General features: G+C 69.6%; 17 protein-coding genes. 12 read left to right on the plus strand and 5 right to left on the minus strand.

The annotated features are described in order from the left end of the window. Positions 1-28 precede the first annotated feature (28 nt). Entirely contained in the window at positions 29-1,129 is a 1,101-nt protein-coding gene (locus RAB70_RS04700) for a DUF3182 family protein (protein ID WP_265531296.1), read from the plus strand. A gap of 2 nt (positions 1,130-1,131) precedes the next feature. Next, on the plus strand, positions 1,132-2,022 hold the full coding sequence (locus RAB70_RS04705; protein WP_265531298.1) for a S9 family peptidase: 891 nt from the start codon (positions 1,132-1,134) through the stop codon (positions 2,020-2,022). Positions 2,023-2,274: 252 nt separating this feature from the next. Here RAB70_RS04705 and RAB70_RS04710 read toward each other — a convergent pair whose 3' ends face one another. Further along, positions 2,275-2,592 carry a hypothetical protein gene (locus tag RAB70_RS04710; RefSeq protein ID WP_148830086.1) on the minus strand — a complete coding sequence of 106 codons (318 nt, stop codon included), beginning with the start codon at positions 2,590-2,592 and terminating at the stop codon, positions 2,275-2,277. 326 nt (positions 2,593-2,918) lie between these two features. Between RAB70_RS04710 and RAB70_RS04715 the strand changes: the two genes are divergently transcribed. The 8 genes from RAB70_RS04715 (at position 2,919) to RAB70_RS04750 (ending at position 12,631) form a co-directional block, all read left to right on the plus strand. Further along, positions 2,919-3,749 (plus strand): p-hydroxycinnamoyl CoA hydratase/lyase, encoded by an 831-nt coding sequence (locus RAB70_RS04715; RefSeq protein WP_265531299.1) that lies wholly within the window; start codon positions 2,919-2,921, stop codon positions 3,747-3,749. An 81-nt stretch (positions 3,750-3,830) separates the two neighbouring features. Next, complete coding sequence (locus tag RAB70_RS04720) at positions 3,831-5,696, plus strand: feruloyl-CoA synthase (RefSeq protein WP_148828159.1); 1,866 nt, start codon at positions 3,831-3,833, stop codon at positions 5,694-5,696. Positions 5,697-5,829: 133 nt separating this feature from the next. After that, entirely contained in the window at positions 5,830-7,182 is a 1,353-nt protein-coding gene (locus RAB70_RS04725; RefSeq protein ID WP_148828158.1) for an alginate export family protein, read from the plus strand. A gap of 14 nt (positions 7,183-7,196) precedes the next feature. Continuing rightward, positions 7,197-8,519, plus strand: a complete 1,323-nt coding sequence (locus RAB70_RS04730; RefSeq protein ID WP_148828157.1) for an MFS transporter — start codon at positions 7,197-7,199, stop codon at positions 8,517-8,519. A gap of 138 nt (positions 8,520-8,657) precedes the next feature. Beyond that, positions 8,658-9,134 (plus strand): MarR family winged helix-turn-helix transcriptional regulator, encoded by a 477-nt coding sequence (locus RAB70_RS04735; protein WP_148828161.1) that lies wholly within the window; start codon positions 8,658-8,660, stop codon positions 9,132-9,134. A 181-nt stretch (positions 9,135-9,315) separates the two neighbouring features. Further along, a complete protein-coding gene (locus RAB70_RS04740; RefSeq protein WP_043084377.1) occupies positions 9,316-10,329 on the plus strand; it encodes a transporter in 1,014 nt (337 codons plus the stop codon). Positions 10,330-10,356: 27 nt separating this feature from the next. Continuing rightward, on the plus strand, positions 10,357-11,124 hold the full coding sequence (locus tag RAB70_RS04745; RefSeq protein ID WP_148828156.1) for a coniferyl-alcohol dehydrogenase: 768 nt from the start codon (positions 10,357-10,359) through the stop codon (positions 11,122-11,124). A gap of 37 nt (positions 11,125-11,161) precedes the next feature. Further along, positions 11,162-12,631 carry a benzaldehyde dehydrogenase gene (locus tag RAB70_RS04750; RefSeq protein WP_148828155.1) on the plus strand — a complete coding sequence of 490 codons (1,470 nt, stop codon included), beginning with the start codon at positions 11,162-11,164 and terminating at the stop codon, positions 12,629-12,631. Positions 12,632-12,934: 303 nt separating this feature from the next. On the opposite strand, the gene RAB70_RS04755 is transcribed toward RAB70_RS04750, so the two are convergent. Continuing rightward, positions 12,935-13,834 (minus strand): helix-turn-helix domain-containing protein, encoded by a 900-nt coding sequence (locus RAB70_RS04755; protein ID WP_148828154.1) that lies wholly within the window; start codon positions 13,832-13,834, stop codon positions 12,935-12,937. A gap of 93 nt (positions 13,835-13,927) precedes the next feature. Here RAB70_RS04755 and pobA point away from each other — a divergent pair, with 93 nt between their 5' ends. Beyond that, entirely contained in the window at positions 13,928-15,106 is a 1,179-nt protein-coding gene (pobA, locus tag RAB70_RS04760) for a 4-hydroxybenzoate 3-monooxygenase (RefSeq protein WP_148828153.1), read from the plus strand. Positions 15,107-15,580: 474 nt separating this feature from the next. Beyond that, complete coding sequence (locus RAB70_RS04765; protein ID WP_148828152.1) at positions 15,581-16,069, plus strand: nuclear transport factor 2 family protein; 489 nt, start codon at positions 15,581-15,583, stop codon at positions 16,067-16,069. 87 nt (positions 16,070-16,156) lie between these two features. On the opposite strand, the gene RAB70_RS04770 is transcribed toward RAB70_RS04765, so the two are convergent. From RAB70_RS04770 to RAB70_RS04780, 3 genes are read right to left on the minus strand one after another with little or no spacing between them, the layout of a single operon-like run. Beyond that, positions 16,157-17,140, minus strand: a complete 984-nt coding sequence (locus RAB70_RS04770; protein ID WP_148828151.1) for a PDR/VanB family oxidoreductase — start codon at positions 17,138-17,140, stop codon at positions 16,157-16,159. A gap of 49 nt (positions 17,141-17,189) precedes the next feature. Beyond that, on the minus strand, positions 17,190-17,939 hold the full coding sequence (locus tag RAB70_RS04775; protein WP_148828150.1) for a GntR family transcriptional regulator: 750 nt from the start codon (positions 17,937-17,939) through the stop codon (positions 17,190-17,192). Between the two features lie 29 nt (positions 17,940-17,968). After that, on the minus strand, positions 17,969-19,045 hold the full coding sequence (locus RAB70_RS04780; protein WP_017916012.1) for an aromatic ring-hydroxylating dioxygenase subunit alpha: 1,077 nt from the start codon (positions 19,043-19,045) through the stop codon (positions 17,969-17,971). Between the last annotated feature and the right edge of the window lie 202 nt (positions 19,046-19,247).

A 19,247-nucleotide genomic window follows, 5' to 3' on the forward strand; every position in this document is an offset into this window, starting at 1 on the left:
TCTTTCCGATCCGCACGGAGCGTTCCGCATGGCCCGATCCACCGTGCATGCCAATGTCCGCGCCTGCCAGGTGCGGGAGACCGTGTCCGGGGGCCACGAGGCAGCCACGCATGCCTGGGTGGTCGCCGAAGTGGGGCGGCTGATGCACCTGCCCGTGCACGACGAGCGCTGTGCCGCTGGTGCGGGCGCGTTCTGCGTGCCCGACGACACCCTGACCACCGCGCAGGCCGAGCAGATCGGCGTGCACGCGGCGGCCGATCTGCTGGGCGGTGTGGTGCCGTACGCCTTCGTCGCCACCAAGGCGATCAGCCATCCGCTGATCGAGATCGATGCGCAGTCACCTGACGGGTGGCAGCCCGACCTGGGCGCGGCGCTGGCGTCCGCCACGCTGCCGGGCTACGCCGCCTTCAGCGCTGCCGATGCCCGGCGCGCGTACGCGCGTTTGTGCGACGGCGGCCCGGTGCGGCTGAAACTGCCGCACGGCGTCGGTGGGCTTGGGCAGGTGCTGCTCGGCGACGCGCAGGCGCTGGATACGGCGCTTGCGACACTGTCCGCGCACGCGTTGCGCGAGCATGGGGTGGTGCTGGAACGGCACCTGCAGCAGCCGACCACCTTCAGCGTCGGCGAAACACATTGCGCCGGCGTGACCATCGCCTACTGCGGCACGCAGTCGGTCACTCGCGATGGCAGCGGCCGCGAGGCGTACGGCGGCTCGGAACTTCATGTGATCCGCGGCACCCTCGACACACTGCTGGAACAGCCGTTGCCGCCGCGCCAGCGCACCGCGGTGCTGAAGGCACGCGACTACGACCGGCTGGTGGCTGCGGCCTATCCGGGCTTCTATGCGTCGCGCCGCAACTACGACGTGATCGAGGGGCTGCTTGCCGATGGCAGCATCGCCTGCGGCGTCCTCGAGCAGTCCTGGCGCGTCGGCGGCGCCACGCCGGCGGAACTGGCCGCGGTCGCTGCGTTCCAGCAGTCGCCGGCGCTGCAACGCGTGGTCGCCGCCACCGTCGAGCGCTATGGCGCGCATCCGCCGCCGCCGGCCGGGGCGCAGGTGTACTACGTGGGCGAAGAGCCGCGCACCGGCCTGCTGACCAAGTACCGCTACATGCGCAGCGTGACCTGACCATGGAAGCCGAACTGTCCAGCATCGACATCCCGGTCGACGGCGCGGCGCTCAGCGGCACCTTGCTGACCCCGACCAGCCGCCTGCCCGGCGTGCTGTTCGTGCACGGCTGGGGTGGCAATCAGCATCACAACCTGGTGCGTGCGCGCGAAGCGGCCGGCCTGGGTTGCGTGTGCCTGACCTTCGACCTGCGTGGCCACGAAGGCCTGGCCACGATGCGCGAGACGGTGACGCGCGCGCAGAACCTGGACGACATCAAGGCCGCCTACGATCGCCTGGCGGCGTCGCCGCACGTGGATCCGGACGCGATCGCGGTCGTTGGGCTGAGCTACGGCGGTTACCTGGCCGCGTTGCTGACGCTGGAGCGGCCGGTGGAGTGGCTGGCCCTGCGCTCGCCGGCGCTGTACAAGGACGCGCACTGGGACGGGCCGAAGGTCGCGCTGAACCGCGATCCCGATCTGATGCCCTACCGCAACCGCGTGGTGACGCCGGCGGACAACCGCGCCCTGGCGGCCTGCCAGCGCTATCGCGGCGATGTGCTGCTGGTGGAGGCCGAACGCGACACCATCGTGCCGAGCCAGGTACTGCACAACTACGCGGCAGCGTTCTCCAACGCGCGCTCGCTGACCACCCGCATGATCGCCGGCGCCGATCACGCGCTGACCGAGAAGGCACACCAGGCCGCCTATACGCGCCACCTGATCGACTGGCTGACCGACATGGTGATCGGGCGCCGTGTGGCCCTGGCCAGCCGCGTGGTCGAACAGCGCAAGCAGCGCCTCAAGCGCAGCGAGGGCGAGGCGGCGACGGCGCCCGGCAAGGGATCGAACGCGTTCCATGGGCGCCTGGAAGCGAAGGAGCACAGCGCCTCGCCACCCGCTTCGTCGCGTTGAGCCGCATGCGGTGCCGGATGCGTGCAACAGCAATACGCGGCGCACGCCGCGGTGTGCCGTGCGCGCGATGGTCTGCTATCCGGTTGTCGCCGCTGCGCCGGGAGACGGCGCCTCGGGGGCGCCTTCCATCGCGACCGAAGACGCAGCGTAGCAGCGGCGTGCGCCGCGACAGGCATTCTCGGTAACGCCCGTCGCGGCTGAAGCCGCTCCTACGCGGACAACGACGAGATGCCCCGCTGCGCGAGGCGCTCCTCAGTGACAACGCCCCGAATGCGCCAGGTGCTGCCAGGCATGCCGCACCAGCCAGCGCGCCTCGTCCCACGGCACCGACAGCATCGGTGCGCACTGGTGATAAGCGTCCTGCAGCACGCGGTACAGCTGCGCCTCGTTGGCGCGCGGGTAGGCCAGGTACACGTCATAGCCGAGCTTCAGCAGCTGCGCGTAGTCGGCGAAGCCCTGGCGGCCGAGACGGCCCTCGGCATGGGCCTGCTGCCAGTACGCCATCTCGGCGTCCAGATCGATGCTGACGCGAGCGTAGGTCGGTTGGTCAAGCGCGGAGACGGTGTGCATCACATCACCCCGGTGTCGACGGAACCCCTGTGGGCTGGATGCTAACCCGGGACTGAACGTCCCCTGTGAGCATTGCGTTCGCTGGGCGTGAAGACTCGCGGCGACGTGGCGGCGGATCCAAGGTCCTGGGATGGCTTGCTCCCTTCGCGAGTCCAAGCAATCCGTATCGCGGTTGCGTCACCCCGCCCGTGGGCGGGCCGCCATGCTCCCGCCACAGCGCCGTCCGCCATGCTGCACTGCAGCTTGCGCCGAAATAATGATGATCTATAACTATTATCAGTCCTAAGTGATCCGCTTTCTCCCCCCCTCTCCATGCAGGCCTATCCATGAGCAGCTACCAAGACCGCTGGCAGACCGTCCAGGTCGAGATCGACGCAGGCATCGCCTGGGTCACCCTGAACCGGCCGGACAAGCGCAACGCGATGAGTCCCACCCTCAATCGCGAAATGATCGACGTGCTGGAGTCGCTGGAGCTGGACAGCAGCGCCGAGGTGCTGGTGCTGACCGGCGCCGGCGAATCCTGGTCGGCCGGCATGGACCTGAAGGAATACTTCCGCGAGACCGACGGCAAGGAAGAGATCGTGCAGGAGCGCATGCGCCGCGACTGCTCGCAGTGGCAGTGGCGCCTGCTGCGCTTCTACAGCAAGCCGACCATCGCCGCGGTCAACGGCTGGTGTTTCGGTGGCGCGTTCTCGCCGCTGGTCGCCTGCGACCTGGCCATCGCCGCGGACGAGGCGGTGTTCGGGCTGTCGGAGATCAACTGGGGCATCCCCCCGGGCAACCTGGTCAGCAAGGCCGTCGCCGACACCATGGGCCACCGCAACGCCATGCTCTACATCATGACCGGGCGCACCTTCACCGGCACCGAGGCGGCGCAGATGGGCCTGGTCAACGCCAGCGTGCCGCGCGCGCAGCTGCGTGAGGAAGTGACCAAGCTGGCGCAGGAACTGCAGCAGAAGAACCCGGTGGTGCTGCGCTTCGCCAAGCACGGCTTCAAGCGCTGCCGCGAGCTGACCTGGGAGCAGAACGAGGACTACCTGTACGCCAAGGTCGACCAGTCCAATCACCGCGATCCCGAGAAGGGCCGGCAACAGGGCCTGAAGCAATTCCTGGACGACAAAACCATCAAGCCCGGTCTGCAGACCTACAAGCGCTGACCCGTCGCGTCGCCTGCGGCCCCGCGGGGCCGCGGCGGCGTTGCCGCACGCCGTGCCGTCTCTCTCCCCCGGATGGTTCCGATGAATGCCGCTGAGTCCGTTGCCACCGCCGCGCGCTACCGTCCTGTCGGACTGAGCCACGCGGATACCGAGGTCCACCGCGATGCCGACGGCGTGCTGCGCCTGCGCGCGCGCGAACCGCTGGCGCCGCTGCCCAGGCACCTGCTGCAGCGCTTGCAGCACTGGGCGCTGCACACCCCCGATGCCACCTTCGTGGCGCAGCGCGACGACGCCGGGCAGTGGCGGCGCCTGAGCTACGCGCAGATGCTCGAGCGCACCCGCCGCATCGCCGCGCATCTGCTGGACATGGGCCTGTCGGCGCAACGGCCGCTGGCGATCCTGTCCGGCAACGACCTGGAACACCTGCAACTGGCGTTCGCGGCGATGTACGCCGGCATCCCGTACTGCCCGGTGTCGCCGGGCTATGCGTTGCTGTCGCGCGATTTCGCCAAGCTGCGGCATGTGGCGGAGGTGCTGCGCCCAGGCCTGCTGTTCGCCAGCGACGGCGCCGCGTTCGCCCCGGCGATCGCGGCGGTGTTCCCCACCGATGTCCCGGCGGTGTGCGTGCGCGGTACCGTGGGCGATCGTGCCTGCCTGCGTTTCGAGGATCTGCTGGCGCCGCGTGCGCTGGACGCGGCCGATGCCGCCTTCGCCGCCTGCGGCCCGGACAGCATCGCCAAGTTCCTGTTCACCTCCGGCTCCACCCTGCTGCCCAAGGCAGTGATTACCACCCAGCGCATGCTGTGCGCGAACCAGCAGATGCTGCTGCAGACCTTCCCGGTGCTGGGGCAGACGCCGGTGCTGGTCGACTGGCTGCCGTGGAACCACACCTTCGGCGGCAGCCACAACATCGGCATCGCCCTGTACAACGGCGGCAGCTTCTACCTCGACGACGGCAAGCCGACCCCGGCGCTGTTCGAGCAGACCTTGCGCAACCTGCGCGAGATCGCGCCCACCGTGTACCTGAGCGTGCCGCGCGGCTGGGAACAACTGGCGCAGGCGCTGGAACAGGATGCGGCGCTACGCGAGACGTTCCTGTCGCGCATGCGCATGTTCTTCTTCGCCGCCGCGGCGCTGTCGCAGGAAGTGTGGGACCGCCTGGAGCGCATCGCCGAGGCGCATTGCGGCGAGCGCATCCGCATGCTCGCCGGCCTGGGCATGACCGAATGCGCGCCGTCGTGCACCTTCACCCACGGCACCAGCAATACCCCAGGCGATGTCGGCGTGCCGGCGCCGGGCTGCGAGGTCAAGCTGGTGCCGGTCGGCGACAAGCTGGAAGCGCGCTTCCGCGGGCCGCACGTGATGCCGGGTTACTGGAACGCGCCGCAGCAGACCGCCGAGGCCTTCGACGAGGAAGGCTTCTACCGCTCCGGCGACGCGCTCAAGCCGATCGATCCGCAGCATCCCGAGCGCGGCCTGCTGTTCGACGGCCGCCTGGCCGAGGACTTCAAGCTGTCTTCCGGCGTGTTCGTCAGCGTCGGCCCGCTGCGCACGCGGGTGCTGATGGAAGGCGCCGCCTACTTGCAGGACGTGGTGGTCACCGGTGCCGACCGCGACGCCATCGGCCTGCTGCTGTTCCCGCGGCTGGACGCGCTGCAGGCGCTGTCCGGGCTGCCGGCGCAGGCCGAGACGGCGCAGGTGCTGCAGGCGCCGCCGGTGCGCGCCTGGCTGCAGCGCTTGCTCGACACGCTCAACCGCAGCGCCACCGGCAGCGCCAGCCATGTCGCGCGCGCGGCGTGGCTGGAGCAGCCGCCGAACCTGGAGGCGGGCGAAATCACCGACAAGGGGTCGATCAACCAGCGCAACGTGCTGCGCGCGCGCGCGGCGTTGGTCGAGCAGTTGTATGCCGGTATCGCGCCGGGCGCGGTCGCTGCGCCGCCGTCATGACCGGACCGCCCGACCGCGCCACCGGATAGCCGGATCGCGTTTCTCCGCACCACTGGCTTCGAGACTTGGGAGGGAATCGATGACTGTGCCTCTTGCGCGCGCACGCTGTGCGCCCCGTACCGTGTGCCTGGCAATGTTGTGCAGCGTCGGCTGCGCCCAGGCCGATGCCGAAAACAACGGCCCGCAGGGCAAGCTGCTGGCCGATCAGGAAGACTATTCGGCGCTGGCGGCGCGTCCGCGCCAGGGCTGGGAGAAATGGAAATACATCCCCGTCGGCGATGGCTGGCTCAGCCTCGGCGGCGAGAGCCGCACGCTGTACGACTACCGCGAGCACGCCGGCTTCGGCCGTTTCGCCACCGATCCGCACGGCTATGCGCAGCAGCGCCTGCGCTTGTGGGCCGACTACCGGCCGTCGGCGTATGTGCGCCTGTTCGGCGAACTCGCCGACAGCCGCGTCGCTGGCCTGCAGACGCGGCCGGTGCAGGCCACCGACCGCAATCCGCTGGACCTGGCGCAGGGGTTCGTCGAACTGTCCGACGGGCAGAAGGCGCCGGCCTGGCGCCTGCGCGCCGGCCGCCAGCAGATCGCCTACGCCTGGCAGCGCCTGCTCGACCCGCGCGATCCGGCCAACTCGCGCATGCCGTTCGATGCGGTGCGGCTGCTGACCCGGCAGCCGCGCTGGAGCGGCGGCCTGCTGTGGGGACGCCCGGTGCTGACCCGCACCGGCAGCTTCGACGACCGCAGCAACCGCGACCAGCGCCTGTGGGGCGCGCACGCCGAAGTGCCGCTGTCGCCCAGCCAGCCGAAGGCGGCGCTGCTGGAGACGCTGTACCTGGACACCGTGCAGGACGGGCGCCGCTATGGCGGCGTGGTCGGCGAGGAGCATCGGCACACGCTGTCCACGCGCCTGAGCGGCGCGGTGCAGGGCTGGGACTACGACCTGGAACTGATCGGCCAGCGCGGCCATTTCGCCGGCCAGCGCGTGCGCGCCTGGCAGGGCACGCTGTTCGGCGGCTACACCTTCGCCACGACGACGTGGTCGCCGCGCCTGGGCTGGCGCATGGAGGTGTCTTCCGGCGACCGCGATCCGCGCGATGGCGAACTGAACACCTTCAACGGCCTGTACGCGCGCGCCTCGGTGTTCGACGGCAGCATGATCAGCAGCAACGTGCGCGCCATCGGCCCGGAACTGGTGCTGCGTCCCAGCGAGCGGCTGTGGATCGACATGTACGTGCTCAAGCTGCAGCGGCAGAGCCTGCACGACGGCGTGTACGCGGCCGGCTGGCGGGTGCTGCAGCTGGGCGACGCCAACGATGCGCGCGACATCGGCACGCGCTCGGTGCTGTGGGTGAAGTACCGCTTCAACGCCTTCGCCAGCCTGGACGTGTACGCCCACTACACCCAGGCCGGGCCGTTCCTGCGCGAGGGACCGGTGCGCGGCCGCGACTACTTCTACATCGCCCCCTTCCTGACCCTGCGCTTCTGAGCCGGAGCCTTTCCATGCGCGATCCGCTGCCATCGTCTGCGCCGTACCGCCCGCTGTATGCGTGGTACGTCACCATCGTGCTGTTGCTGGCCTACACGCTGTCCTTCGTCGACCGGCAGATCCTCGGATTGCTGGTGCAGCCGATCAAGCGCGACCTGCAGCTGTCCGACTCGGCCTTCAGCCTGGTCCACGGCTTCGCCTTCGCGGTGTTCTACACGCTGATCGGGGTGATGCTCGGCCGCGTCGCCGACCGCCGCAACCGTCGCAACCTGATCGTGCTCGGCGTGGTGGTATGGATCGCGGCGACCGCGGCCGGCGCCTACGTCACCAGCTTCTTCACCCTGTTCCTGGCGCGGGTGTTCGTCGGCGTCGGCGAGGCCTCGCTGTCGCCGGCGGCGTACTCGATGCTGGCCGACTACTTCCCGCCGGAAAAGCGCGCGCGGGCGATGAGCGTGTACACCTCCGGCGTCTACATCGGCTCGGCGGCGGCGTTCATCGTCGGTGGCCTGGTGATCGCGGCCACCAGCAAGGAGAGCACGGTGCTGCTGCCGCTGCTGGGCAGCTTCCGGCCGTGGCAGGCGGCCTTCATCCTGGTCGCGCTGCCCGGGCTGGCGGTGATCGCGCTGATGGCCACGGTGCGCGAGCCGGCGCGGCGCGAGCAGGCCGCCGCGGTGCCCAGCGTGCGCCCGGACCTGAGCCACCTGCGCGACAACGCGCGGGTGTACGTGGCGCTGTTCCTGGCCAACGGCGTGATCGCGATGATCACCTTCGGCATCACCGCGTGGCTGCCGGCCACCTTCATCCGCCGCTGGCAGTGGACCCCGGGCGAGATCGGCCCGGCCTACGGCATCATCATCCTCACCTTCGGCATCGCCGGCATGCTGTTCAGCGGCTTTCTGGCCGACCGCCTGGCTGCGCGCGGCAGTCGCGACGCGGCACTGAAGATCTCGCTGGTCGGCGCCGTGCTGCTGGTGATCAGCAGTGCGCTGTTCGCGGTGGCACCAGGGCCGTGGCCGGCGCTGGCGGCGATCGCGCTGACCACGTTCGTGCTGGGCATGCCGGTGGCGCTGGCGCCGGCGATCCTGCAGGCGGTCACGCCGAACCGGCTGCGCGGCCAGGTCACCTCGATCTACCTGCTGCTGGTCAACCTGATCGGGCTGGGCCTGGGGCCATACTTGGTGGCGCTGGGCACAGACCACGTACTCGCCGACGAGCGCCAGGTCGGGCTGTCGCTGGGCGTGGTGTGCATGGGTGCGGCGCTGCTCGGCGCGCTGTGCCTATGGACCGCCGCCGCGCCGTACCGGGCGCTGCTGCGGCGCGTGGACGCGGCGTTGTGACCATGCGCGGCCATGCCCCTACAATGCAATGGCGACGGCACCGCCAGCCGGCGCCGACGGATGCGTGCGCAGCCGCCGTGACCTGGCCGCAGGACGCCCCATGCAGGAAGCGCAGTGAGTTCGAAACCGAGTCCCGAGATGTCCAACAGCGCGTTGCCCGCCGATCCGCACACGGCGGACAGCGTGGACCAGCGACGCCTGACCAGCCTGATCGGCTACCGCATCACCCGCACCGAACTGCAGGTGCGGCGGCTGTTCCAGGACTGCGTGCGCGCCTTCGAGCTGAAGCCGGTGGAGTATTCGCTGCTGGTGCTGGTGGACGCCAATCCGGGCATCAACCAGCGCCAGTTGGGCGAAGTGTTGAGCGTGTCGCCGCCGAACCTGGCGATCGTGGTCGCGCGCCTGGTCAAGCGCAAACTGCTGCGGCAGGTGCGCGGGCGCCAGGACCGGCGCATGCAGCATCTGCATCTGACCACCGCCGGCACGGCGCTGCTGGCGCAGGCCGAAGCCGAAGTGGTGCGCATGGAGCAGCAGCTCGGCACCGCGCTCGGCGCGACCTCGGCACGCGCGCTGCTGCAGGCGCTGGACCGGCTGGACGCGCTCGACCGCCTGTAGCGGCCCCCTGCGGCGCGGCTGGTTCCTGCCGCCCGCCCTTCTTTCTCGCTGATTCCCGACCCGCCGCCAGCGTCCCGCTGACGGCGTGCGTCGCCGCGTGGTCGCGCCCTGCGCGCGCTGCGTGTTCGCGTTCCTGTCCCCCCGCACCCCGCCGTTCCCCTTTCGCTTGGAGTGCCTGCCCGTGAAGCGTGTCCGCTACCGTGTCCCCTCGTCGCCGCGTGCCCGTGCGCGCCTGTCTCTGCTCGCCGTGCTGGCCATCGCCTGGGTCGCCCCGGCGGCCGCGCAATCGGTGCCGCAGAGCGCCACCCTGCCGACCGGCATCAATACCGGCGGCACCAGCTTCTTCGACGGTTTCAGCAAGCCCAACCCGGGCTGGACCGCGATCCAGTACCTGCGCCGCTACGACTTCGACGCGATCAAGGACGCGCACGGCGACGACGTGCCGGTGTTCCGCGATCCGCACATCGGCTCCTCGGTGTGGGTGACCCAGGTGGCCTACCTCAGCGACTACAAGCTGTTCGGCGGCTCCCTCGGCATCACCGCACTGGCGGCGCTGGTCGATCTGGATACGTCGTTCGCGTACGACAGCCCGGTGGCGCTGCGCGACAACGGCGCCGGCCTGGGCGACCTGACCATCGGCCCCTACCTGCAGATGGCACCGGTGATCCGCAATGGCCGCCCGGTGTTCTCGCAACGCTTCGAACTGGATGTGCTGGCGCCGATCGGCAAGTTCGACCGCAACCGCGACGTCAACCAGGGCGCGGGCTACTGGTCGGTGCTGCCGAGCTGGGCCTTCAGCATCCTGCCGACGCCGCGCTGGGAAATCAGCGGACGGCTTAACTACATTTACAACTTCCGCGCCGACAAGGCCTCCAACGTGCCGCAGGGCGACGGCTTCGTGTTCCGCAACGGCCAGGCCGGCGACGCCGCCTGGCTCAACTTCGCCAGTTCGCTGGAAGTGGTCAAGGACCTGCACCTGGGCATCAACGGCTACTACCTCAAGCAGTTGCGCGACAACCGCACCAATGGCGAACGCGTCGCCGACAGCAAGCAGACCCAGTTCTACCTGGGCCCCGGCCTGTCCTGGCGGATCGACCAGAAGAACATCTTCAACGCCAACTTCTACATGCCGGTGGAGGTCAAGAACGCGCCCTCCGGCCACAACGTCAACGTCCAGTACATCCACGTCTTCTGACCAACTTCGCAACGGACACGCGCTGCCATGAACCTGCACAACAAGACAATCCTCGTCACCGGCGTGGCCTCCGGCATCGGCGCCGAGGTCGCGCGCCTGGCGCGCTTCCACGGCGCCACCGTGATCGGCATCGACCGCCAGCCGGTCAACATGACCCTGCACGGCTTCCACCAGGCCGATCTGGGCGACCCGGCCTCGATCGACGCGCTGGTGGCGCAGCTGCCCGAGCGCATCGATGCGCTGGCCAACATCGCCGGCGTGCCCGGCACCGCGCCGGTGGACGTGGTGGCGAAGGTCAACTACCTGGGCCTGCGTCACCTCAGCCAGGCGTTGCTGCCGCGCATCGCGCCCGGCGGCAGCATCATCAACATCGCCTCCATCCTCGGCGCCGAGTGGCCGCAGCGGCTGGACCTGCACAAGCAGCTGGCCGCCGCCGACAGCTACGCCGCCGGCAGCGACTGGCTGGCGGCGCATCCGGTGCCGCAGGCGACCTGCTACCAGTACTTCAAGGAAGCGCTGATCGTGTGGACGCTGCTGCGCTCGCGCGACTGGTTCGCCGCGCATTCGGTGCGGGTCAACAGCGTCGCGCCCGGTCCGGTGTTCACGCCGATCCTGGGCGATTTCGTCACCATGCTCGGGCCCGAGCGGGTCCAGGCCGATGCCGGCAAGATGAAGCGCCCGGCCTATGCCGACGAGGTCGCCGAAGCGGTGGTGTTCCTCGCCTCCGATGCGGCGCGCTGGATCAACGGCGTCAACCTGCCGGTGGATGGCGGCCTGGCCGCCACCGCCCTCTGAACCACTCTTTCTTCCTCTTTCCACGAGAGCACACAGCATGCACAGCACCGAACCCCTGGCCGCCGCATCCACCTGGAGCGAGCGCATCTTCAACGGCGAGTGGGTCGCCGCCCAGGGCGGCGTCCTCGAGGTGATCGAACCGGGCAGCGGCACGCCGCTGCACCGCGTCGGCCAGGCCAATGCCGCCGACGTGGCCGCGGCGGTGGCGCAGGCCCGCGACGCGCAACGCGCCTGGGCGGCCACGCCGCCGCGCGAGCGTGCGGCCGTGTTCCATCGCGCCGCGCAGGTATTGCAGCAGCATGCGGCCGCGGCTGCGGCGCTGATCGCCCGCGAGACCGGCGGCATCCTGCCCAAGGGCGAGCACGAGGTGCGCGAGGCGATCGTGCTGCTGCAGCAGGCCGCGGCGATGCCGCTGCAGGCGCAGGGCCAGGTGCTGCCGACCGCGCCGGGCCGGCTCAGCCTGGCAAGGCGCCTGCCGCTGGGCGTGGTCGGGGTGATCTCGCCGTTCAATTTCCCGCTGGTGCTGTCGTTGCGTTCGGTGGCGCCGGCGCTGGCGGTCGGCAACGCGGTGGTGCTCAAGCCGGATCCGCGTACGCCGTACGCCGGCGGCTTCGTCATCGCCGAGGTGCTGCAGCAGGCCGGCCTGCCGAAGGGCCTGCTGCACGTGTTGCCGGGCGGTGCGGACGCCGGCCAGGCGCTGGTCGAAGCGCCGGGCGTGCCGATGATCGCGTTCACCGGTTCCACCGCCGCCGGCCGCCGCATCGGCGAACTGGCCGGCAAGCACCTGAAGAAGACCGCGCTGGAACTGGGCGGCAAGAACTCGTTGATCGTGCTCGACGATGCCGACCTGGACAAGGCGGTATCGGCGATCGCCTTCGGGGCGTACTTCCACCAGGGCCAGATCTGCATGGCCACCGGCCGCGTGCTGGTCCAGCGCAGCATCGCCGCCGAACTGACCCGGCGCCTGGCCGAGAAGGCGCGGCATCTGCCGGTCGGCGACCCGGCGACCGCACACGTCGCGCTTGGCCCCATCATCGACCAGCGCCAGTTGCAGCACGTCAAGGACGTGGTCGATGCCTCGGTGGCGGCCGGCGCCGTGGTCGAGGCCGGCGGCACCCACGAGGGCCTGTTCTATGCGGCCACGGTGCTGTCGAACGTGCAGCCGGGCATGCCGGCGTTCGAGGAGGAAGTGTTCGGCCCGGTCGCCAACGTGATTGCGTTCGACAGCGACGACGAGGCGGTGGCGCTGGCCAACCAGACCGAGTACGGCCTGTCCGCCGGCATCCTGTCGGCGTCGGTCGGTCGCGCGATGGCGTTGGGCGAGCGCCTGCACACCGGCCTGCTGCACATCAACGACCAGACCGTGGCCGACGAAGTCACCAACCCGTTCGGCGGCACCGGTGCCTCCGGCAACGGCACCAGCATGGGCGGCCCGGCCGACTGGGGCCAGTACACGCACTGGCAGTGGGTGACGATCCAGGACAGCGCGCCACAGTATCCGTTCTGAGGACAAGTCGCCGGGCGTCGATGTGGCGCCCGGTTGTGCTCGTGGATGCATTGATTGCGGGAGAGATGATTGTTCCGTTGCGTGCGTGTTGAGCTACGCGCGGCCAATAGGGCCCTGGCACCGGCACCGGCGCCGACACTGCATTGTGGGAGGGACTTCAGTCCCGACGCTTCTGCGGTGACTCGCCATTTCAGCCGCGACGAACGAAGCGGGACTGGTCGATCATCTATCACGCGTCGGGACTGAAGTCCCTCCCACAGTAAAGCGACCGCACCGCGATCTCCGTACTGGCTGCGGGTCGTGTCACCCCTGCGCGCGCTGCCGGAACTGGATCGGCGAACACCCCGCATGCCGGCGGAAGCAGCGACTGAAGTACGCCGCATCGGCATAACCCAGGACTTCGGCCAGCTGCTGCACGGTCAAGGTGGTGTAGACCAGGCTGCGCCGCGCCTCGAGCATGATCCGGCGTTGCAACAGTTCCAGCGCCGAGGCGCCGGCCAGGCGCCGGCACAGCGCGTTGAGATGGCTGCGGCTCAGCCCGAGCCGGTCGGCATAGCGGGCCAGCGGCCAATGTTCCCGGTAATGCGCGTCGATCAGCGCGGTATAGGCGCGCACGTGGCGCGCGCCGCGGTCGGCATCGTGCGGATCGCGATGGGCATCCGCCAGCGCGCCGCGCGCCGCCCACAGCAAGGCCTGCGTGACCAGCGCCTGCAGCATCGGCTCGCGGCCGGGGCGGTGCTGTGTGTGTTCGGCGGCGATGGCGGCGAAGCAGGCGTCCAGCATCGCTTGCTGATCGCCGGCGGGCAGGCACAGCGGCCGCGTCAGCGCTTCGTCCAGATTCGGCCATTGCGCCGCCAGGCGCTGCCGCAGCGGCGCCGACACCGTCACGACATGGCCGCGCACGTTGCGCTGGAAACGGAAGCCGTGCACGCACAGCGGCGGCAACAGCAGCAGGCATGGCCCGCGCAGGCGCTGCTGCGTTCCGTCCAAGTGCAGGCCGGCGCTGCCGCGTTGCAGATACAGCAGCTGCAGCAGATCGCCGTGGCGGTGCGGGCGGATATGCCAGTCGTGCAGGCGGCTGCGCGCGGCAATGGATTCCCAGTGCAACAGGTCCGATGTCCCTCTGTCGCCGGTCTCGCCGTACAGGCGAAACGCCGGGACCATGGCGGGCGATGCGACAGCGGCGGAGGCAGTGCGGTGCATCGGCGAAAAGTACCGGAATCGGTCGCGATGATCCATGTCCTCGGCACGCCGCAACCGGAACACTGTGGGTCTGTCCCATCCTTCGGAGGACGTATGCGTACCCAGGTCGCCATCGTCGGCGCCGGCCCGGCCGGGCTGCTGCTCGGGCAGTTGCTGCACGGCCACGGCATCGACACCGTCATCGTCGAGCGGCAGACGCCGGAACACGTGCTGTCGCGCATCCGCGCCGGCGTGCTGGAGCAGGGCACCGCCGACCTGCTGTGCGCCGCCGGTGCCGGCGCGCGCATGCAGCGCGAAGGCATCGTCCACCACGGCTTCGAACTGGCGCTGGAGCAGCGCCGCGAACGCATCGAACTGAGTGCGGCGACCGGTGGCCGTGCGGTCACCGTCTACGGCCAGACCGAAGTGACCCGCGACCTGATGGACGCACGCCGCGCCGCCGGCGCCGCCACCCTCTATTCCGTCGAGGATGTGCAGTTGCACGATATCGCCGGGCTGCAGCCGTGGCTGAGCTTCGTGCAGGATGGCGTCACGCAGCGCCTGGATTGCGACTACGTGGTCGGCTGCGACGGCTTCCATGGGGTCAGCCGCCGCGCGATTCCGGCCGAGGTGCTGCGTGTGTACGAACGGGTCTATCCGTTCGGCTGGCTGGGCGTGCTGGCCGACACCCCACCGGTGGCCGACGAACTGATCTATGCGCGCAACGCACGCGGCTTCGCCCTGTGCAGCATGCGCTCGCCTACCCGCACCCGTTACTACGTGCAGGTGCCGGCGGATGAGCGGGTGGAGGACTGGTCGGACGATCGCTTCTGGGACGAGCTGCGTCGGCGTCTGCCGGACGACGTGGCGCAGGCGCTGGTCACCGGTCCGTCGCTGGAGAAAAGCATCGCGCCGCTGCGCAGTTACGTCGCCGAACCGATGCAGTACGGCCGCCTGTTCCTGGCAGGGGATGCCGCGCACATCGTGCCGCCGACCGGCGCCAAGGGGTTGAACCTGGCGGCCGGCGATGTCGGCCTGCTCGCGCACCTGTTCGCGCAGGCGCAGCAGGAGCGCAGCGACGCGCCGCTGCAGCGCTATTCGGAACTGGCCCTGCAGCGCGTGTGGAAGGCCGAGCGCTTTTCCTGGTGGATGACCACGATGCTGCATCGCTTCCCGGACGAGGACGCGTTCAGCAGGCGCCTGCACGATGCGGAACTGGACTACCTGCTCGGCAGTGCCGCCGGACGCGCGACCATTGCCGAGAACTACGCGGGATTGCCGTTGGCGGTTTAGGGCTGGGATGGTCAGCCATTCGGCTGCTGGAAAGCCTGGGAATCGGGACTGGGGATTCGCTAAGGCGCGTCCCAATCTCTCTGCGCTAGTCGATCGTGCGCGTCTCCGCGTTCTTCCAATCCAGAATTACTCGCCCCATTCTCGACAGAAGAGCCGTCGATCGTTGCGATCGATGACGGCGATCAAATGAGCCTATCGATGACGGTGTTGACCGTCAGCGCGTCGCTGCGCCATGCCCTACATACGAACATTTAGGTGCGTGGCGGTCGCGCCATTTCTGAGGTCGAGGTAACTGTGGCGATTCTCCCAGACCAGGAAAAAAGCCGGTAAATCCGCGTGCTTTTCGCGATTTCCTGCCTCGCGCAGGCACGTCGCGTTGCTACGCTGCAGCCGCGTCGGTGCCGACGTTGCCGCGCATCGCGGTAGCGCAGCGGCACTGCGCATTCCCCCTGTTCCCCCATCGGAGCGTCTTCCATGAAGATCCGTTTTCAGGCCTGTCTGCTTGCGCTGCTGCTTGCGCTCCCGGCCGCGTCCGCGTTCGCGCAGACCGCGGTCACCGCCAATCCCAACCACGCGCAGCTGCTGCACGGCGAGAACTGGCGCACCACCGCCAACAAGCGCCTGGTCTACGACTTCTGGCGCATCGTGTTCGAAGCCGGGCACACCGAATATGCGCCGATGTACATGGCCAAGGACTACATTCAGCACAACCCGAACGTGGCCAATGGCCGCGATGCGTTCCTGGCGTTCCTGACCTCCTTCGTCAAGCCGACGCCGATCCAGCCGCGGGTGCAGTTGCCGCTGGTGGCGATCCTGGCCGAGGGCGACTACGTGACCCTGGTGTCGGTGCGCACGCTGCCCGATCCCAAGGACGCCAGCAAGACCTACACGACCACCTGGTTCGACATGTTCCGCATCCAGAACGGCAAGATCCAGGAGCACTGGGACGCGGCGACCAAGTGAGGTCGCGTCGCGCGCGTTGATCGCTGGCAGGCGCCGTCCACCCGCGTGGACGGCGCCTGCGCGCTGCGAGGGGAAAGCGCGCAGGCGTCAGAACGCGTCGGCGCGGTAGCCGGTGTCGATGCTGACGCTGCCGCCGAGCGCGCGCGAGACGCAGGCGCACAGCTTGCGGTTGCTGTGGCGCTGTTCGTCGCTGAGGAACACGTCGCGGTGGTCCAGCGGGGCGGCCGCGTCCAGCACCTCGACCACGCACAGGCCGCATTCGCCGCGGCGGCAGTCGGCCATGACTTCCACGCCGGCCGCGCTCAGCGCATCCAGCAGCGACTCGTTCTCGGCGACCTGCACGGTCTTGCCCAGCGCCGGCACCTGCACCACGAACGGCTGCGCCGGTGCGTTGCCGCTGTTGCCGAAGGTCTCGAAATGCAGGCGCGCACGCGCGCGGCCGTCGTCGCGCCAGCGCTGCCGCAGTTCGTCCAGCAGCGGCAGCGGGCCGCAGGCGTAGACGTCGGCATTGCGCGGCCACTGCGCGATCTGCGCGGCCAGCTCGAGCTGACCCAGATGCTCCGGGCAGAACAACTGCAAGCGCTCGCCCAGCAGCTCCTGCAGATGCTCCAGGTAGGCCATGCTGGCGCGGCTGCGGCCGGCGTAGAGCACCTGGAACGGGATGCGCCCGCGCGCCAGCCGTTGCGCCATACCCAGGATCGGGGTGATGCCGATGCCGCCGGCGACCAGCACGATGTGCTCGGCGGTCTCGTCCAGCGCGAAGTGGTTGTTGGGCGAGGAAATCTCCAGTTGGTCGCCTGGCGCCAGCGTCCACATCGCGCGCGACCCGCCGCGGCTGCCGGGCACCGCGCGCACCGCGATGCGGTAGTGGCCGTCTGCGGCGGGCTCGCCGACCAGCGAGTAGGAGCGCTCGTGCCAGGCCTCGCCGATGCGCACGCGCACGTCGAGGTGGCTGCCCACGCTAAAGGAGCGGCTGGCGCGACCGGGATCGAGGACGATCTCGCGTACGTCCTGGCACGGCGTGGCGACGGCGACGACGCGGGCGGTGGTCCACTGGGTGTCTTTGCGCATGGCGGGGTCCGGCAGGCGGGAAGGGGAGACGGGCGTCTGTGCGCCGCGATCAGGCGGGTGGGCGGCGCCGCAGCAGACGGCTGCCGGGGATCTGGCCCAGCGCGTTCTGGTCGTGCAGGGCGTGGTGGGCGTTGCGCTGCGCCAGCCGCGCGTGTTCGCGCATCAGCGCTTCGGCGCGCGCGCCTTCGCGGCGCACGATCGCGTCCAGCACCTGACGGTGCTGGTCCTGCGCGATCGACAGCACAGTGGCGGCCTGGCCGCGTTCGAGTACGAGGCTGCTCGGCGAGGCGAACGGCAACTGCGCGACGCGCGCGAACTCGCGCGAGAGCAGCGCACTGCCGGCCATCTCGAACAGCAAGGCGTGCCATTGCGCGTTGCAGTCCACATAGCGGGCGAAAGCCTCCTCGCTCAGCGGCCGCGCCGCCAGGACGGCGTCGATCTGCGCCAGCAACGTCTGCGCCCGCGCCAGCAAGGCTGGCTCGGCACCGCGCTCGGCCGCGCGACGCGCGGCCAGCCCTTCCAGCGTGCCGCGCAGTTCGATGGCGTCGTCCACGTCGGCCTCGTCGAACGCCTGCACCGCATAGCCGCCGCCACGCAGCGGCTGCACCAGGCCTTCCTCGGCCAGCCGCTGCAGGGCGGCGCGCACCGGCGTGCGCGAGACGCCCAGGCGCTCCACCAGAGCGACCTCGGACAGGCGTTCGCCGGCGCCCAGTTCGCCGGCCAGGATCAGCTCGCGCACTTCCAGCAGGGCGCGGGTGGTCTGCGCGGCACTGGAGCGGAACGGATGCGCGGCGGACATGGCGGTGGCTCCGGGATCCTGGCGGCGGTTCATCCGACCATGCGCAGCTGCAGGTCCTGGTTGCGCTGCTCGGCGGCGACCATGCGCTCGATCAGCCGCCGCGCCCACATGCCGCCGGCATCGACGTTGAGGTTGTAGAACACGTGGTCCGGATGCGCGTCGATGGCGCGCTGCTGCGCTTCCAGGATCAGCTCGTCCTCGCCGAACACGCCGCTGACGCCATCGCGCAGGCGCGTGGTGATCGATTGCTCGTGCAGCGAATGGTTGCGCGCGAATGCCCAGAAGTAGTGGCAGGTGCGATCGGTTTCCGGGGTGATGGTGTTGAGCACGTAGCCGTTGACCCCGCGCGAGCGGTCGCCCTGCGGCGCGCCGCTGCCGGCTACCGCCACGCCCACATCGATGGCGATGGTGCAGGGCGCCTCGAAGCGGATGATCTGCCAGCGGTCGACCTTGCCGCGGTAGCCGTGCGCATGTTCGATCTGCCAGGCCCAGAACGGCGGCGGGTCGATGTCCAGCATCCAGCGCGAGACCACCGTGCTGCGTTCGCCGTGGACCACGTCGAACGGCGCCTCGGCGACCTCGTCCTGGCCGATGCTGGAGCCATGCACGAAGGTCTCGTGGGTCAGGTCCATCAGGTTGTCCAGCACCAGCCGGTAGTCGCACTTGACGTGGATGGTGCGGCCGTCGCCGGCCCAGGCCGGGTCGTCGTTCCAGTGCAGGTCCGGCACCAGTGCGGGATCGGCCAGCGCCGCGTCGCCCGGCCACACCCAGACGTAGCGGTGCCGCTCCACGGTGGGGAAGCGGCGCACGCAGGCGGACGGATTGATCGTGTCCTGCGAGGGCATGTGCACGCAGCGCCCGTTCGCGTCGTAGACCAGGCCGTGGTAGCCGCAGACCACGTCGTCGCCGCGCAGCCGGCCCATCGACAGCGGCACCAGCCGATGCCAGCAGGCGTCCTCGAGCGCGGCGACGCGGCCGCTGCTGGTGCGGTACAGCACGATGTCCAAGTTGCACACCTTGCGCGGGAGCAGCGCGTGCTTGACCTCGTGATCCCAGGCGATGGCGTACCAGGCATTGAGCGGAAATGCCGGAGTGGACGACTGCATGGCGGCGACCTCGATTGTGTATACAACAGGCTGGGGAAAGATCCTTGCGTGTTGCGGGCCGATGGCGAATGAGCGCTGCCATCGCGCCGTCGTCCGACGCGGGGCGACGATGGAATGTATACAACAGGGCGGGACCGGCACGACGTTGTCATGGCGTTAAATTGTTCGTTTATCGAACTATGCATCCGATAATCGGATTGAC

The sequence above is a fragment of the Xanthomonas sontii genome (genome assembly GCF_040529055.1).
GTDB classification, from domain to species: domain Bacteria; phylum Pseudomonadota; class Gammaproteobacteria; order Xanthomonadales; family Xanthomonadaceae; genus Xanthomonas_A; species Xanthomonas_A sontii.

What these genes read in the sequence shown, in the direction of transcription:
- RAB70_RS04715 (WP_265531299.1), top strand. Translation starts at nt 2,919, where the DNA reads ATGAGCAGCTACCAAGACCGCTGGCAGACCGTCCAGGTCGAGATCGAC.
- RAB70_RS04750 (WP_148828155.1), top strand. Translation starts at nt 11,162, where the DNA reads ATGCACAGCACCGAACCCCTGGCCGCCGCATCCACCTGGAGCGAGCGC.
- RAB70_RS04735 (WP_148828161.1), top strand. Translation starts at nt 8,658, where the DNA reads ATGTCCAACAGCGCGTTGCCCGCCGATCCGCACACGGCGGACAGCGTG.
- RAB70_RS04765 (WP_148828152.1), top strand. Translation starts at nt 15,581, where the DNA reads ATGAAGATCCGTTTTCAGGCCTGTCTGCTTGCGCTGCTGCTTGCGCTC.
- RAB70_RS04705 (WP_265531298.1), top strand. Translation starts at nt 1,132, where the DNA reads ATGGAAGCCGAACTGTCCAGCATCGACATCCCGGTCGACGGCGCGGCG.
- RAB70_RS04725 (WP_148828158.1), top strand. Translation starts at nt 5,830, where the DNA reads ATGTTGTGCAGCGTCGGCTGCGCCCAGGCCGATGCCGAAAACAACGGC.
- RAB70_RS04780 (WP_017916012.1), bottom strand. Translation starts at nt 19,045, where the DNA reads ATGCAGTCGTCCACTCCGGCATTTCCGCTCAATGCCTGGTACGCCATC.
- RAB70_RS04730 (WP_148828157.1), top strand. Translation starts at nt 7,197, where the DNA reads ATGCGCGATCCGCTGCCATCGTCTGCGCCGTACCGCCCGCTGTATGCG.
- RAB70_RS04720 (WP_148828159.1), top strand. Translation starts at nt 3,831, where the DNA reads ATGAATGCCGCTGAGTCCGTTGCCACCGCCGCGCGCTACCGTCCTGTC.
- RAB70_RS04710 (WP_148830086.1), bottom strand. Translation starts at nt 2,592, where the DNA reads ATGCACACCGTCTCCGCGCTTGACCAACCGACCTACGCTCGCGTCAGC.
- pobA (WP_148828153.1), top strand. Translation starts at nt 13,928, where the DNA reads ATGCGTACCCAGGTCGCCATCGTCGGCGCCGGCCCGGCCGGGCTGCTG.
- RAB70_RS04770 (WP_148828151.1), bottom strand. Translation starts at nt 17,140, where the DNA reads ATGCGCAAAGACACCCAGTGGACCACCGCCCGCGTCGTCGCCGTCGCC.
- RAB70_RS04755 (WP_148828154.1), bottom strand. Translation starts at nt 13,834, where the DNA reads ATGCACCGCACTGCCTCCGCCGCTGTCGCATCGCCCGCCATGGTCCCG.
- RAB70_RS04775 (WP_148828150.1), bottom strand. Translation starts at nt 17,939, where the DNA reads ATGTCCGCCGCGCATCCGTTCCGCTCCAGTGCCGCGCAGACCACCCGC.
- RAB70_RS04745 (WP_148828156.1), top strand. Translation starts at nt 10,357, where the DNA reads ATGAACCTGCACAACAAGACAATCCTCGTCACCGGCGTGGCCTCCGGC.
- RAB70_RS04700 (WP_265531296.1), top strand. Translation starts at nt 29, where the DNA reads ATGGCCCGATCCACCGTGCATGCCAATGTCCGCGCCTGCCAGGTGCGG.